The 15294-nt window shown below is 72.0% G+C and carries 13 protein-coding genes; 12 read left to right on the top strand and 1 reads right to left on the bottom strand.

Going from position 1 to position 15294, the window contains the following annotated elements:
* Positions 1-24 precede the first annotated feature (24 nt).
* The 5 genes from DFP74_RS28170 to DFP74_RS28150 all read left to right on the top strand — a co-directional run bounded on the left by DFP74_RS28170 (position 25) and on the right by DFP74_RS28150 (position 4958).
* Complete coding sequence (locus tag DFP74_RS28170; protein ID WP_121186341.1) at positions 25-894, top strand: MetQ/NlpA family ABC transporter substrate-binding protein; 870 nt, start codon at positions 25-27, stop codon at positions 892-894.
* 364 nt (positions 895-1258) lie between these two features.
* Positions 1259-2683 carry a GH1 family beta-glucosidase gene (locus tag DFP74_RS28165; RefSeq protein ID WP_121186339.1) on the top strand — a complete coding sequence of 475 codons (1425 nt, stop codon included), beginning with the start codon at positions 1259-1261 and terminating at the stop codon, positions 2681-2683.
* A 135-nt stretch (positions 2684-2818) separates the two neighbouring features.
* Positions 2819-3853 (top strand): LacI family DNA-binding transcriptional regulator, encoded by a 1035-nt coding sequence (locus tag DFP74_RS28160; protein WP_121186338.1) that lies wholly within the window; start codon positions 2819-2821, stop codon positions 3851-3853.
* Between the two features lie 177 nt (positions 3854-4030).
* Positions 4031-4255, top strand: a complete 225-nt coding sequence (locus DFP74_RS34720; protein ID WP_082376967.1) for a hypothetical protein — start codon at positions 4031-4033, stop codon at positions 4253-4255.
* A gap of 37 nt (positions 4256-4292) precedes the next feature.
* Positions 4293-4958 carry a hypothetical protein gene (locus DFP74_RS28150; RefSeq protein WP_121186336.1) on the top strand — a complete coding sequence of 222 codons (666 nt, stop codon included), beginning with the start codon at positions 4293-4295 and terminating at the stop codon, positions 4956-4958.
* A 30-nt stretch (positions 4959-4988) separates the two neighbouring features.
* On the opposite strand, the gene DFP74_RS28145 is transcribed toward DFP74_RS28150, so the two are convergent.
* Positions 4989-6137 (bottom strand): D-alanyl-D-alanine carboxypeptidase family protein, encoded by a 1149-nt coding sequence (locus DFP74_RS28145; protein WP_233571195.1) that lies wholly within the window; start codon positions 6135-6137, stop codon positions 4989-4991.
* Positions 6138-6838: 701 nt separating this feature from the next.
* Between DFP74_RS28145 and DFP74_RS28140 the strand changes: the two genes are divergently transcribed.
* The 7 genes from DFP74_RS28140 to pgsA all read left to right on the top strand — a co-directional run bounded on the left by DFP74_RS28140 (position 6839) and on the right by pgsA (position 15280).
* Positions 6839-10168, top strand: coding sequence for a nitrate- and nitrite sensing domain-containing protein (locus DFP74_RS28140; RefSeq protein ID WP_121186332.1), 3330 nt, complete (start codon positions 6839-6841; stop codon positions 10166-10168).
* A gap of 232 nt (positions 10169-10400) precedes the next feature.
* Positions 10401-10802, top strand: a complete 402-nt coding sequence (locus DFP74_RS28135) for a roadblock/LC7 domain-containing protein (RefSeq protein ID WP_014909276.1) — start codon at positions 10401-10403, stop codon at positions 10800-10802.
* Between the two features lie 137 nt (positions 10803-10939).
* Positions 10940-11317 carry a DUF742 domain-containing protein gene (locus DFP74_RS28130; protein WP_218897632.1) on the top strand — a complete coding sequence of 126 codons (378 nt, stop codon included), beginning with the start codon at positions 10940-10942 and terminating at the stop codon, positions 11315-11317.
* Between the two features lie 34 nt (positions 11318-11351).
* Positions 11352-11945: an ATP/GTP-binding protein gene (locus DFP74_RS28125; protein ID WP_121186330.1), complete on the top strand. Its 594-nt coding sequence runs from the start codon at positions 11352-11354 to the stop codon at positions 11943-11945.
* 114 nt (positions 11946-12059) lie between these two features.
* Entirely contained in the window at positions 12060-13730 is a 1671-nt protein-coding gene (locus tag DFP74_RS28120) for a DUF885 domain-containing protein (protein WP_121186328.1), read from the top strand.
* Between the two features lie 118 nt (positions 13731-13848).
* Complete coding sequence (locus DFP74_RS28115; RefSeq protein ID WP_121186326.1) at positions 13849-14424, top strand: HIT domain-containing protein; 576 nt, start codon at positions 13849-13851, stop codon at positions 14422-14424.
* A gap of 154 nt (positions 14425-14578) precedes the next feature.
* Complete coding sequence (gene pgsA / locus DFP74_RS28110) at positions 14579-15280, top strand: phosphatidylinositol phosphate synthase (RefSeq protein ID WP_121188579.1); 702 nt, start codon at positions 14579-14581, stop codon at positions 15278-15280.
* Positions 15281-15294 lie beyond the last annotated feature (14 nt).

Below are 15294 nucleotides of genomic sequence, written 5' to 3'. Positions count from 1 at the left end.
GGAACTCACCTGAAAGGGAAACAGATGATCAGGAGCGCGAGTACACGTGCGGCCGGGGTCGCGGCGACCGTCACGGCGGCGGCCCTGCTGCTGTCGGCGTGCGGAAGCCCCAGCGAGCGCGGCGAGGGCGGCGGCGCCGACGAGGAGGGCCTGACCACGCTGCGCATCGGGGCCACGCCGGTGCCGCACGCCGAGATCCTGGAGTTCGTCGACGAGAACCTCGCCGCGGACGCGGGCCTGTCCGTCGAGGTGGTGGAGTACACCGACTACAACCAGCCCAACGCGGCCCTGGCCGAGGGCGAGCTGGACGCCAACTACTACCAGACGGTGCCGTTCCTGGAGGAGTACCTCGAGGGCAACCCCGACGCGGACCTGTCGTGGGTGTCGGACGTGCACGTCGAGGCGTTCGGGATCTACGCCGACGAGGTCGACGACCTGGCCGACCTGCCGGAGGGCGCCCAGATCGGGGTGCCCAACGACGCCGCCAACATGGCCCGCGCGCTGGACCTGCTCGCGGCGGAGGACGTGATCACCCTGTCCGAGGACGCCGGCGGCACGCCCTCGGTCGACGACATCGAGGACAGCCCGCTCGGCGTCTCGGTCACCCCGGTCGAGGCGGCGCAGCTGCCGCGGTCGCTGGAGGACCTGGACGCGGCCGTGGTCAACGGCAACTACGCCCTCGAGGCGGGCCTGCCCGAGAGCGCCAACGCCCTGGCCTGGGAGAGCAGCGAGGACAACCCGTACGCCAACGGGCTCGTGGTGCGTTCGGAGGACGCCGGTTCCGAGGACCTGGCGACCCTGGACGAGCTGCTGCACAGCGACGAGGTGCGCGACTTCATGGAGGAGCGCTGGCAGGGCATCGTCATCCCGGCCGAGGGCACGCCCTCGGAGTGAGGCCGTCCCTCGCGGGAGGCCGTCCCCCTGGGATGCCGGCCTGCTCACCCTCACCCCAGGGGGTTGGCTCGGGGCGCGCCAGTGTTCTGCAGGCCGTGGGCGTAGCTGAAGCGAGGAACGAGCGCCCAGCACGCACTCGGCCGAAGAGCACTGGCCTCCCGGCGCCCCGAGTGCGCGTCCGAGCTTGCGAGGACGCCAGAAGACACGGCTCCATGGCCGGTCGGAGCGGGTCCGCCGCTCCGACCGGCCAGTAACGTTTGCGTTGCGGCGGCGAAACCATCGATTGACTTCGCGGTGCCGTTCTGCTTCCGTTGTGGGAGCGCTCCCAAGCCCTCAGTCTCTCCTGGAAGGTGCGTCCCAAGCAGTGAGCAACAGCAACGAGTTCCCCGAGGACTTCCTCTGGGGGGCGGCCACCGCCTCATTCCAGATCGAAGGCGCCACCACCGCTGACGGCCGCGGCCGCAGCATCTGGGACACCTTCTGCGACACCCCCGGCAAGGTGCTGGGCGGTGACACCGGTGAGCCCGCGGACGACCACTACCGCCGCTACGCCGACGACGTCGCGCTCATGAAGCGCCTCAACCTGGGCGCCTACCGGTTCTCCATCGCCTGGCCGCGCATCGTGCCCGACGGCTCGGGCGAGGTCAACCCGGCCGGCCTGGCCTTCTACGACCGCCTGGTGGACGAGCTCCTGGAGCAGGGCCTCCAGCCCTGGGCCACGCTCTACCACTGGGACCTGCCCCAGACCCTGGAGGACGCCGGCGGCTGGCCCGCCCGCGACACCGCCTACCGCTTCCGCGACTACGCGAAGGTCGTCGCCGACGCCCTGGGCGACCGCGTCGAGCACTGGATGACCCTCAACGAGCCGTGGTGCGCGTCCTTCCTCGGCTACTACGACGGCCACCACGCCCCCGGCCACAAGGACCCCGAGGCGGCCCTGGCCGCGACCCACCACCTCCTGCTCGGCCACGGCCTGGCCACCGAGGCGATCCGCTCCACCGGGCGCCCGGCCAAGATCGGCATGGCCCACAACCAGGCCGTCATCCGCCCCCACGGACCCAGCGCCGAGGACGCGCGGGCCGCCCGCCGCGCCGACGGTGTGCGCAACCGGCTCTTCATCGACCCGGTCCTGCACGGGCGCTACCCCGCCGACGTGGTCCAGGACCTCGCCGCCATCAGCGACTTCTCCTTCGTCCAGGACGGCGACCTGGAGACCATCTCCGTGCCGATCGACTTCCTGGGCGTGAACTACTACACGCCCGAGTGGGTCGCCGCCTCGGCCAAGGGCCTGGACCCGGACCTGGTCAGCGGCGAGGGCGAGGCCTGGCTCGGCGCCGAGCCCGAGGAGGTGCACGTCTCCCAGGGCCTGCCCGTGACCCACATGGGCTGGGAGATCGACCCCACCGGCCTGTTCGACGTGCTCCAGCGGCTGGCGGGGGAGGGCCGCGGCATCGACCTCTACGTCACCGAGAACGGGTGCGCGTTCGAGGACACCGTGTCCGAGGACGGCGCGGTGCACGACCCCGACCGCCTCGCCTACTACGAGGGCCACCTGCGCGCGGCCCGCGAGGCCATCCACGCCGGGATCCCCCTGCGCGGCTACTTCGCCTGGTCGCTGCTGGACAACTTCGAGTGGGCGTGGGGCTACTCGCGCCGGTTCGGCCTCGTCCACGTCGACTACGACACCCAGGTGCGCACCGTCAAGGACAGTGGGCACTGGTACGCGGAACTCGCCAGGACCGGCAGGTTCCCCGACACCACCGCCACTCCTGCCGGCGCGGGAGAATAGGGCGACGGACCGGTCGCCGACCCCGCCTGGCCGCCCGACGTGGGCGTCCGTGGTGAAGTAGGGTCCAGCGATCGCGCAACGACCGCCGCCCCGGTCACGGACCGGGGCGGCGGAACCTGATCAAGGAGTTTCCCTGTGGCCAAGAGCGGTGATGGTCGGCGTCGCCCGACCCTGGAGATGGTGGCCGAACGCGCGGGCGTGGGCCGAGGAACCGTCTCCCGGGTGATCAACGGGTCGGCCCAGGTCAGCCCCCGTACCCGCGAAGCCGTGCACAACGCCATCACGGAACTCGGCTACAGCCCCAACCAGGCGGCCCGGACCCTGGTCACCCGGCGCACCGACACGATCGCCCTGGTGGTGTCCGAGCCCCGGGACCTGCTGTTCACCGACCCCTTCTTCGCCGACATCATCCGCGGCGTCAGCTCGGTCCTGCACGAGCGCGACCTGCAGCTCATGCTCACCACGGCCCGCACCGACACCGAGCACAAGCGGATCGGCGACTACCTCGGCGGCTCCCACGTGGACGGCGCGCTGCTGGTGTCGATGCACCGCGACGACCCGCTGCCGACCCGGCTCGCCGAGGCGGGCGTCCCCGTCGTCCACGGCGGCCGACCGCACTCGCCGGCCGAACCCACGCCCTACCTGGTCGACATCGACAACGTCGGCGGCGCGCGGCTGGCCACCAGACACCTGGTGGACTCCGGGCGGCGCCGGGTGGCCACGATCACCGGCCCCATGGACATGAACGCCGGCCTGGAGCGCCTGCGCGGGTACCAGGAGATCCTGGGCGAGAGCGGGATCGGGGTCGACGAGCGCCTCGTCGCCCAGGGCGACTTCACCGCCGAGAGCGGCGCCGAGGCGATGGAACGCCTGCTCGACGCCGGGGGAGCGCCCGACGCCGTCTTCGTGGCCTCGGACCTGATGGCGCTGGGCGCGCTGCGCGTGCTGCGCCAGCGGGAGGTGCGGGTGCCCGACGACGTCGCGGTGGTCGGCTTCGACGACTCGGTCATGGCCCAGCACAGCGAGCCCTCGCTCACCACCGTCCACCAGCCCACCGTCCGGATGGGGCAGGAGATGGCCCGACTGCTCGTGGACGTGGCGATCCCGGGCGGCGCCGAGGCCGAGACGGTCGTGCTCGACACCCACCTGGTGATGCGCGACTCCGGATAGTCCGCGCCCGCCCGCGCCCTCGCCCGCCGCCCGTCCCCCGCGGGACCGCCGCCGTCCGGCACCGGGCAGAACGGGCGCCCCCGGATGCTTGCGGGGCCTTCGGCCTGCTCACGGCTGGACTCGCGCACCGCGACTGTGCGAGGCTTGCTGCGATGTGGCGGGAGACGGTGGGAGCACATGGACCCGACGCGGGAACCGACACACGACCGGTGCGCCATCACCTCGTGCGGATGGTGCGACCGGGACGGAGTCGACTGCCGGTTCTGTTCAGGGACAGGGTGGTGGCGGCCCGAACAGCCGCACCGGGACGGCAGCGGAGTGATCGTCTGGCTGAGAATCGACGAGCCATGCCGCGGTTGCGCCGGAACCGGCAAGGAACACGACTCGACCGCCGCCCGATGAGGGGCCGACGGGTCACGGGTGGACGAGGAGCGAGACAGTGCGCTGGGTGACCTATCTGTCGCCGAGCGGCGGGCGCGAACGCGCCGCCGCGCTCGACGACGGCGACGTGCTGGGCCTGCCCGGCGACGACCGCCTCACGGACCTGCTCGACGCGGGACCGACGGTCCTGGCCGAGGCCCACGCGCGTGCGGTGGCGTCCCCGATCGAGATCATCGTCGAGCCCGAGGCGCGCATGTGCGCTCCGGTGCTCCCGCGGGCGCTGGTACCGGTGCGCGCGGGCGACGACAGGTGGGAGGTCCATCCCGAGCTGGTGGTCGGTGTGGACGACGCCGTCGACCCCTCGGCCGACTCGGCCAGGGTCGGCGTGGCCGCGGTGAACTCCCGTGACGGGTCCGTGCTCGCCTACACGCCGGCCTGCCTGTGGTTGGACGACGACGGGCGGCCGGTGCAGCTGAGCCTCGGCCCGGTCCTGGCGACCGCCGACGAGCTCGGCGCGGGTCCGCTGCGGGTGAGTGCGGAGATGGAGGAACGGGAGCTGGGCCGCGGCCTGGTCGACCCCGCCGACGCCTGGCTGGCCGCCGGGCCGGGCCGGATCCGCGCACTGCTGCCGGTGACCACACCCCCGCTGGCGGCCAACGACGAGCTGTTCGTCGACGCCGACGCCCTGGGCACCTTCGAGGTCCGTGTGGGTTCGCAGGTGTAGGGACCGGCCGCCGCCGACCGCCGCGCGGGCTCAGCCCGTGAACTCCCAGTGCCAGGGCTCGAAGCCGCCACGGGCCCAGTCCGGGTTGTCCCACCCGTAGTCCGGCCCGGTGTCCAGCATCCACTCGTGTTCGGGGGTGCCGACCTGGTGCACGCCTCCGCACAGGTCCACGGCCACGCCCAGGCCGTGCTGGCTCGTGCCGGGCTTGGCGGCCATGCCCGGCAGCATCTCCTCGAACAGGCGTACCTGCTCGTGGTAGGGGCGGTAGGAATCGGCCACACACATCTGGCGGCCGAACTCTGACCGGAAAGCCCCGTCCAGTTCGATGAAGGCCTGCGCCGCGTCCGCCCGCAGCCGCTCGCCGGGCTGGGGGAGGGGGCACAGCAGCCCTTCGGGAATCCGCCCGTTCCCGTGCCCTGCCAGGGAGCCGCCGGCGGTGCAGCCGTGGTCGTCGGAGGCGGGCGCGTCGGAGGCGCCCCGGGCCCGCGTCTCGGGCAGCGCGGCGGCCGTCCGGGCGTTGGCCAGGGCCTCCTCGCGGCGGTCCTCCTCGGTGTCGGTGTCCCGCTCCTCGGCGAGCCGCGCCTCCAGGCGGGTCTGCTCCTCCACCAGCGTGCGGACATACCCCTCCTGCTCCGCGACGGCGGCCTCGGCCTCCTCCCGGGCCGTGCGCGCCGCCTCGGTGGCCTCCGCCTGCTCCTCCTCCACGGTCTCGGCGACCTCGGCGAGGGTGCTCGTGGCGACGCGCGCGGCCTCGGCCCGGTCCACGTCGGCGGACCTGTGCTCGCCGAGCAGTGTCAGGTAGGCGCCGCGTTCGAGGAGCTCGTTCGGCCCGTTCGGGCCGGTCCAGGCCTGGACCATGCCCAGGTCGCCGCCCATGTAGGCCGTGGCGGCGTGCTGGGCGGCGGCCGTGCGCGTCCGGGCGCGGTGCCCCTCGGCGCCGTCGGCCCGCTCCTCGGCGGCCTCGCGCGCCTCCGTCAGCTCCGCCAGCCGGGTGCTCTCCGTCCGGTACCGCTCGATCCGCTCCGTCGCGGTCCGGCGCAGGGACTCCATCTCCGAGCGCACCTGTGCCAGTTCCACGCGCACGTCGCCGGGCTCGGACTCCGGTACCGCCTCCGGGTCGGCCGCGCCCGGGGCGGCCGACGTCAGCGCCAGGGCGACGGCGGCGCCGAGCGGAAGCACGACCGTGACCGAAAATCGCCGCCCAGGTGGAAAGCGGCGGGAAGGGTGATCAGAACCCTGGGGTCGGCTCGTGTTACCGTGCGTGTTCGCCTTTGGGCATGGGTCGGCTCGCATTCCCGCATCCTCCTCAGGACCTGCGTCAACGTCTTGTCACGATGTCATGTCGAGGAGGTGTTGATCGGGAAGCAGACGGTGTGTCCAAATAGTTACCTGATGGCCGGTGTGGGTTTCGGACACCCTGTCTGACCAGGAAGATTGGTCATAATGCCGACGAGAGGGGCATTATGTCCCTGGGTCAGCGTGGACGATCTTGCCGAAGGCCGCCAAACGGTCGAAGCGAGCCCTTCGCGCCCATTGATACGCTATCCACCGCACGTGCACCCAGGACTTCGGGTGTGCGGCGCCTCTCCTCCCAGGCGAGTCCGGCGGACAGTCTCACATCTCCCCACATTCCCACCGCTTCCTCTGGTGGACCAAGTGGTCTATACCGGTTCTCCTCCGAAGAAGGAGTCTTCGGTCTGGAGCGGTCAATCCCTGGGTTCAACAGCCGTTCGAGGCGGTGACACGAAAGGTTGCGAGGGTCCGTGTCGACACGAGCGACGAACAACGGGGCCAGCGCGCAGCGCGAGGCAGCGCAGGCCGAACACGCCGATGCCCCGCGGCGGCGCAGAGCCAAGTGGTGGCGTCCGCGTCACTGGCGGGTGCGGTCCCGACTGGTGGCGCTCATCGTCATCCCCACCGCCGTGGCGCTCGCGCTCGGTGGCCTGAGGGTGTACGAGGCCGCGGACTCCACGGTCACCCACGCGCACATCGAGAACCGCGCCGAGGTCGGCGTGCTCATCGTGCAGCTGGCCAACCAGCTCGGCCGTGAGCGCACCGCGAGCGCGATCTACATCTCCGACAACGCCGACCCCGATCGCCGTTCGGACGAGCTGCGTCAGGCTCTGGACGAGGAGCGCTCCGCCTCCCAGTCCATCCAGACCAGCCTCGAAGCGAAGCTCGAGGACATCGGCGAGATGGACGGCGGCCTGGCGCAGACCCGGCTGTCCACCATGAACAGCCAGCTCGGCACCCTCAGCAACCTGCGGGACGAGGTCGACGGAACCCGTATCACGGTGCTTCCCGTCGTCACCAAGTACCGCACGATCTCCCGGTCCCTGGCGGACTTCAACCAGACGATCGCCGACGAGACCGACGACACCCAGCTGCGTGAGGCCGTGCGTGCCCTCACCGCTCTGTCGAGCGCGCGAGACCAGCTCTCCTACGAGACCGCGCTGATGAGCCACTCGCTCACCAGGAACACGATGACCGGCGGTATCGCCGAGGCCATCGACTCCAGCCGGGCCCGCTACGAGAACGAGATCTCCAACTTCACCCAGGCCGCGTCGACGACTCAGAGGGCCTCCTTCGACGAGCACTTCACCGGCCTGGAGGTCAGCCAGGTCTCCACGATGCGCATGCGCGTCATGTACCGCGCCGAGCGCGGGGACGACCTGGTCGGCGTGACGTCCAACGACGGCCCGGAGGACTACGCGGCCATCGCCAACACCGCCCTGGACCGCCTGCAGACGGTCGAGGAGGAGATCGCCGACGGCATCGCGGCCGCCGCGGGCGACCTGCGCGAGCAGGCCATGATGCGCGCCCTGGCCGACCTCGCCGTCGTCCTGGCGCTGCTCGCCGCGGTGTTCGTCCTGACCTCGCTCGTGGTCCGCTCCCTGGTGCGCCCGCTGCGCACCCTGGAGGACGGCGCCCGCCGCGTCGCCCAGCGCGACCTGCCCGAGGCGATCAACCGGATGCAGGAGGCGGGCACCGCCCCCGACTCCGTCCGGCTCACGCCCATCGAGGTCGACACCCGCGACGAGATCGGCGAGGTGGCCCGCGCCTTCGACGACGTCCACCGCGTCGCGCTCACGCTGGCCTCCGACGAGGCCGCGCTGCGCAGCAACGTCAACGCGATGTTCGTCAACCTCTCCCGCCGAAGCCAGACCCTGGTGGAACGGCAGCTGCGCCTGATCGACGGTCTGGAGCAGTCGGAGCAGGACTCCGACCGCCTGTCCGACCTCTTCCAGCTGGACCACCTCGCGACGCGTATGCGCCGCAACAACGAGAACCTGCTGGTCCTGTCCGGTCAGGACAACACCCGCAAGTGGGCCCAGCCCGTTCCGCTGGTCGACGTCCTGCGCGGCGCGGTCTCCGAGGTGGAGCAGTACGAGCGCGTCAACGTCCGCGCCCCGTCCCACATCTCGGTGCTCGGCCGCCCGGTCAACGACGTCATCCACCTTGTCGCCGAGCTGGTCGAGAACGCGACCTCGTTCTCGCCCCACGACACCGAGGTGCTGGTCAGCGCCAAGACCCTGGACAACGGCGGCGTGCAGGTCGACGTCACCGACAGCGGTATCGGCATGGCCCCGGACGACCTGGAGGCGATCAACGCCCGCCTGGCCGCCCCGCCGGTCATCGACGTCGCGGTCTCGCGCCGCATGGGCCTGTTCGTGGTCTCGCGCCTGGCGCACCGCCACGGCGTCCGGCTCCGGCTCCAGGAGGCGCACGGCGGCGGCACCACCGCGATCGTGATCTTCCCGCCGGACCTGCTCATCACGCCGGTCGAGGGCCAGCACGCCCTCGGCGGCGCGGACTCCCGACCCGAGCTGGCCTCGGGGGCCCCCGACACCTACGCCGACGCCGAGGCGGCCTTCGCCTCGACCCCGGCCGCGGTCGAGCCGGGCGACGCCTGGCAGACCCGTGAGACGGCCGCGGGCCCCGGCGACCTGGGCGGCCTGCCCAAGCGCCAGCCCGGCGGCGGGCGCACGGACGAGCACCCGCCGAGCGGCCAGGACCTGTGGGGCAACGACACCTCCTCCGGTTCGGCGTGGCAGCCCACCGCGGGCAGCGGCGTCACCGGCAACGGCGCGGACACCCCGCCCGTGGTCGACCCCTACGACGTCCCCGAGGAGGAGGCGCCGGCGCCGGACACGGGCCGCAGCCTCTTCGACCCCGCTCCGCGCGCCGACACCGGCGACTCCACGCCCTTCGGCGACCACGGGTCGGTCGGCCGGTCCTCGGACACGGGCTCCTTCAGCCGTCCCTCGGACACCGGTGCCTTCGGCCGTCCGCCCGAGACCGACTCCTTCGGCCGCCCGGCCGACACGGGGTCGTTCCGGCGGCCGACCACGGACACAGGGGCCTTCCGCCGACCGCTCGACGCCTCGGAGTCCTACGACGCCTTCAGCGGCGCCACCTCCGGTTCGTCCACCGGCGGCACCAACGGCACCGGGGCCTTCGACCGGCACGAGGCCGCACCGGCCTCGCACCGGCCCGACGACACCGAGACCTTCCCCGCGGTGTCCTCGGACTGGAACACCGGAGCACAGCAGCCCCAGCAGCCGCCACAGCCGCAGCAGCCCCAGGCGTCGCACCAGGCGCCGCAGGCTCCAGAGGCCCAGGCGCCCGCCGGGAACTGGCGCTCAGGCGGCTCCGAGTCCCGGGACGGCTACGGGTCCACCGCCTACCTCTCGCGGCGCTACGGGGGCACTCAGGGGCCGAACAACACGGTCGTGCCCCCGACCCCCGGCGGAGACGACAACGACTCGCTGCCGATCTTCGACGCGATCGAGTCCAACTGGTTCAAGCGCCGCACCGGCGGACCTACGGTGGACACCACCGAGACCGGACCGATCCCGCAGGTCGGGGCCGAGCCGACCGCTGCGCCCGCCGCGCAGGCGACCCGAGAGGAGCCCGCCCCCCAGCCCAGCGGCAACGCCGGTTCGGAGCAGGAGTGGAGCTCCGCGGCCGACCGTGGATGGAAGGCCGCGCGCACCGCGGCGGAGCCGCTCGCGGGCGGTCTCACCACTTCGGGGTTGCCAAAACGGGTTCCCAAGGCAAACCTTGTCCCGGGGACCGCCCCCAAGCCGGAGAACTTCAAGCAGATGCCCACGCGCAGTGCCGACCGGGTTCGCAACCGATTCTCTGGTTTCCAAAAGGGTGTTCGGGACGGCCGAAACCGACTCGGCGACCGCCCGACTGAGGAGTGACGTCAGTGCAACCTGGTGGGACGGGGTCCCCCTTATTCCTCGAAGCCGGATGCAATAGCATCTACCGAGCTTCTCGGACGCGCGACACCCGACGCTTGACGAGAACACCACACGAGGCTCCCGGCGTCCCCCACGGGAGGGGCCGGGCAGCTCGCAGAGGCAGTGCTGTCACATGCCGTGCCGGCGGTAGCAGTGCCGTAAGACCAGCCGGCGAACTTGGACAGGAGATCAGATGAGTCGACAGGTGAACGAGCTCAACTGGTTGATCACTGACTTTGCCGACCGGGTGCCTGACGTCGCCCACGCGATCGTCGTCTCCTCAGACGGCCTTCCACTGGCGTCGTCGGCAGGATTCCCGGCGGACCGGGCCGACCAGCTGGCGGCGATCGCCTCCGGCCTGTCCAGCCTCACGCAGGGCGCGGCCCGGGTGTTCGAGGGTGGCGCGGTCGCGCAGACCGTCGTGGAAATGGAGCGGGGGCTCATGCTGATCATGGCGATCAGCGACGGCTCCTGTCTGGCGGTCCTGGCCGCGGCCGAGAGTGACCTGGGCCTGGTCGCGTACGAGATGACACTGCTCGTCGAGCGGGCGGGGCGGGCGCTGACTCCAACGGCGCGCACCTCGGGAATCCACTGATCCACCACCGACAGGAGGAAGTGGTGGCACCTCACAGTAGAGATGCCGGGAGCGCCTCGTGGTTCGGGCAACAGGCGGGCGGTCCCCCCACAGGGGGAGTGCCGGCGGTTCCGGGCGGCGGAGATGTTCCTCGACCAATGCAACAACCGTTTGACCAACGACCAGCGGGGGGTAGCGCGCCCAGCTCTCTTGTGCGCCCCTACGCGGTCACCAAGGGCCGCACCAAACCGAAGTCACAGCTTCCCCTGGAGGCTCTGATCTCGGCCACGGCGGCCGCTCGCAACGAGTCTGGGACGCTGACGCCGGAATGGCAGGCGATCAGCGACCTGTGCCGGGAATGGCGTTCCGTGGCGGAGATCTCCGCACTGTTGCGGATGCCTCTTGGTGTGGCGCGGGTGCTTGTGGCGGACATGTCCGAGCAGGGACTGGTCCAGATCAGGTCTTCGCTCAACAACGAGGCCCGTCCCAACACCAACCTGCTTGAAAGGGTGCTCAGTGGACTTCGCAAGCTCTAGCCCAGCCGAGGAAGGCGGTGCTGGGGGGAACGCGATGACGTCGGTCAAGATCGTCGTCGCCGGGGGCTTCGGTGTCGGGAAGACGACATTCGTAGGCTCCGTCTCCGAGATCGTGCCGCTGACCACGGAGGCGGTCATGACCAGCGCCAGCGTCGGGGTCGACGACCTCGCCAAGACGCCGGACAAGCAGACCACCACCGTGGCCATGGACTTCGGCCGTGTCTCCCTCGACTCCGACCTGATCCTGTACCTGTTCGGCACCCCCGGACAGCACCGGTTCTGGTTCATGTGGGACGACCTGGTCAAGGGCGCGATCGGTGCTGTCGTTCTGGTCGACACCCGTCGTCTGGCGGACTGCTTCCCCGCGATCGACTACTTCGAAGAGGCGCGTCTGCCCTTCATCGTGGGGATCAACGGGTTCGACGGGTACTACCCCCACGCGGCCGATGAGGTCCGGGACGCTCTGACCCTCAGCCCGGAGATCCCCATCGTCCAGGTGGACGCCCGTGACAAGGCCTCCACCAAGTCGACGCTCATCACCCTCGTCGAGCACGCCATCACGGTGGGGGACCCCGAGGGCGCGACCGGTCAGCCCACTTCCACCGGGAGCCAGAACTCCTGGCGCTGACACCCGGGCCGGGGTCCCGCACGAGCACGGCCCGGTTCCCGCACGTCGGGGACCGGGCGCCCGTGCTGGCATGATGGATCCATGAGTTCTCCCTCGCATCCCGATGCGGCCGCGATGACCCAGAGGTTCCGACGGGTGGCCGAGCGGGTGCTCGACGCCCTGCTCTCCGACGCCCCCGAATGGGCGCTGGAGCTGGGAGACGCCCGTGGCGCGGCCCGCCTGTCCGACCACTCGGTCGAGGCCGACGCCGCCCGGATGGCCATGCTCGCCGACGCCCTGGGCTCGCTGGACGAGATCGACGGCGACCTCATTCCCGAGGGCGACCTGGTCGACCTGGAAATCCTGCGCTCCAAGGTCAGCGCCGACCTGTGGCACCTCACCGAACTGCGCCCGCACACCTGGAACCCCCTGCTGCACTCGCCGGGTGAGGCCGTCCTGGCCCTGGTCGAACGCGACGCCCTCCCGCTGCCCGAGCGCCTGGAGGCCCTCGCCGGACGCTGTGGCGCCCTGCCCGACTACCTCGCCACCGCCCGCGCGCGCCTCGACGAGGGCCCCGGCATGCCCCGCGTCCACGTCGAGACGGCCCTGGCCCAGCTCGCGGGCGCCCGCGAGCTGCTCACCACCGACGTCCCCGCGCTCGCCGAGCGCGACCCCGGCCTGCGCGGCCGGGTGGAGGAGGCGGCCCGGACCGGGCTGGCCGCGGTGGAGGAGTACGAGGCGTGGCTGCGCTCGCGGCTGGAGACCGCCACCGCCGACCCCCGTCTGGGCGAGCGGGACTTCGCCGCCCAGCTCTGGTACACGCTCGACTCCGAGATCTCCCCCGAGGCCCTGCTGGTGCGGGCCGAGAGCGACCTGCTGGCCACGGAGGAGGCCATCGCCGAGGCCGCCGCCGAGTACGAGGGCCGGCCGCGCCGCCCCGGCCAGGTCGCCGAGGTCCTCTCCTCCCTGGCCGCCGCGACGGCCACCGACACCGACATCGTGCGGCCCTCGTGCTCGCGGGCGCTGGAGCACCTGGACGCCCGGGTGCGCGAACTCGGCCTGGTGACCGTCCACGACGACCCCGTGCGCATCATCGCGATGCCGCGGTCCCGCCAGGGCGTCGCGGTCGCCTACTGCGACCCCCCTGGCCCCCTGGACCCCGCCGCGCGCGACCAGCCCACCTTCGTCGCGGTCGCGCCGCCGCCCCCGGACTGGCCGGCCGAGCGGCGCGCGTCGTTCTTCCGCGAGTACAACGGCGCCATGCTGCGCAACCTCATGGTCCACGAGGCGGTCCCCGGGCACGCCCTCCAGCTCGCCCACGCGGCGCGCCACGACGGCGGCACGCGCGTACGCAACATCCTGTGGAGCGGCACCTTCGTGGAGGGCTGGGCGGTCTACACCGAGGAGCTGATGGCCCGGCACGGCTGGAACGGCGGCACCGACGAGGCGTCCCGCCGCGACGACCTCGCCCTGCGCCTGGTCCAGCTCAAGATGCGTCTGCGCGTCATCCTCAACGCCGTCCTGGACGTACGCCTGCACACGCGCGGGCTCACCGAGTCCGAGGCCATCGCCCTGCTCACCGAGCGCGGCCACCAGGAGGAGGGCGAGGCGGTCGGCAAGTGGCGGCGGGCCCAGCTCACCAGCGCCCAGCTGTCCACCTACTACGTGGGCTACGCCGAGGTCGCCGATCTGGCGCGGGACCTGTCCGCGGCCCGCCCCGGCGACGACGCGCGCCGCGTCCACGACGCGATGCTCGCCCACGGCTCGCCGCCCCCGCGCCACCTGCGCACCCTGCTCGGGCTGTGACCGGGCGGCGCCCGTCCGCCGACCCGCCCCGGGCGGGCCGGCGGACGGGCGCCGTTCCCCGTGGGCGCTTCTATGCTGGGATCCGAAGGACGGACTCGTACGACGGATCGGACAAGCGATGAGCGGTGCCTCCCACCGGCCCGAGGACGGGCCCAGCGACCCTCCGGGCACGGGCACGGGAACCCCGGACGGCTGGGAACGGCTGTGGACTCCGCACCGCATGGCCTACATCAAGGGCGAGGGCAAGCCCACCGGCTCCGGTCCCGAGGACGGGTGCCCGTTCTGCCGCGCACCCGGGATGGCCGACGCCGACGGGCTCGTGGTCGCACGCGGCAAGAGCGCCTACGTCGTCCTCAACCTCTACCCCTACAACAGCGGCCACCTGCTGGTGTGCCCCTACCGCCACGTCTCCGAGTACACCGCCCTGGACGAGGGCGAGACCGCCGAGGTCGCCGCGCTCACCCAGGCCGGGATCCGGGCGCTCGGCGCCGCCTACCGACCCCAGGGGTTCAACGTCGGCATGAACCTCGGTACTGTCGCCGGTGCGGGCATCGCCGCGCACCTGCACCAGCACATCGTGCCCCGGTGGGGCGGCGACACCAACTTCATGCCCGCCATCGGGCAGACCAGGATCCTGCCCGAGATGCTGGAACAGACCCGGGCCAGGCTGGCCGAACACTGGCCCCGCGGCTGACCCGGGGCCCGACCGCCGACACAGCGCGCGGCGGGGCCGAAGGCCGCCCGCTCAGCGCCGGGACGACGCGCCGCCCCCACCGGGCGCGTATCCCACCCCCGTGACCCCTTCCGTCCTACGATCACAAGAAGACATGCTGAGAATCCTTCGTCCCCTGATCTCCCGGATCACCGCTCCGCTCGGTCGGAGCCTGGCCCGGATCGGCCTGACGCCGAACATCGTGACCATCGTCGGCGCCGTGGGCGTCGTCGCGGGCGCGCTGTACTTCTATCCGCGCGGCGAACTGTACGCGGGCTCGGTGGTCATCACCGTCTTCGCCCTGTTCGACATGCTCGACGGAGCCGTGGCCCGGGCCAAGGACAACGCCAGCGAGTTCGGCGCCTTCCTCGACTCCAGCCTCGACCGCGTCGCCGACGCCGCCATCCTCGCCGGCCTCCTGTGGTGGTTCATCGGCGACGGCGACGACCCCCTGCTCGCCGGGCTCACGCTCTTCTGCCTGATCACCGGCTTCATGGTGTCCTACATCAAGGCGCGCGCCGAGGGCCTGGGCGTCAACTGCGACGTCGGCATGGCCGAACGCACCGAACGCCTGATCATCATCCTGGTCGCCGTCGGCGTCAGCGACTTCGGCGTCCCCTACATCCTGGCCGGAGGGCTGTGGCTGCTGGCCGCGCTCAGCCTCGTCACGGTCCTGCAGCGGCTCATGGAGACCCGCGCCCGGCTCAACGACCGCGATCCCCGTTTGGCCGCCCGCCGCCGCGGTGAGGAGTCCGAACAGGACTCCGGGGACTCCGACGCCGACCACGACGTCGACGAACAGAGCAACTCCGGGTCCGACGCGGGCAGCGGGACCTGAGCGCGCACACGGGA

This window comes from Nocardiopsis sp. Huas11, assembly GCF_003634495.1.
GTDB lineage: Bacteria > Actinomycetota > Actinomycetes > Streptosporangiales > Streptosporangiaceae > Nocardiopsis.
The sequence above is the reverse complement of the archived record's forward strand: the minus strand, read 5'-3'. Positions and strand labels throughout refer to the sequence as shown.